General features: G+C 62.9%; 1 protein-coding gene. It reads right to left on the bottom strand.

All coding sequences use genetic code 11. The features are described from left to right. On the bottom strand, positions 1-136 hold a 136-nt coding region (locus tag HKX41_11280), incomplete at its 3' end, for a hypothetical protein (GenBank protein NNC24713.1). Positions 137-278: the final 142 nt, after the last annotated feature.

Here is a 278-nt window from a genome sequence, read left to right as displayed (position 1 = left end):
GCACGCGGAACTCGTGTCCCTGCACCTTGTCGTGCGACAACAGGCTCATGACCAGTCCGCTCGCCATCCACAGGACGAATTGCAAGCCGATCGCCAGCCCGAGCCATTTGTGAATCCTGCGCATCCACTGCGTCATGCGCTGCGCCTCCAACGGAAGCTGTAGAACACCAGCCACGCGCCGCTCAGCGCGAACAGCAGCCCGACCGCCGCCGCCACGCGCAACAGGGTGTTGTTGACGTCGCTGCGGGTGTCGTAGTCCATGATGTGGAACATCCACA

Origin of the sequence: Salifodinibacter halophilus (assembly GCA_012999515.1) — a bacterium.
GTDB classification, from domain to species: domain Bacteria; phylum Pseudomonadota; class Gammaproteobacteria; order Nevskiales; family Salinisphaeraceae; genus Salifodinibacter; species Salifodinibacter halophilus.
Note: the sequence above shows the minus strand (reverse complement) of the source record. Positions and strands in the feature narration are given on the sequence as shown.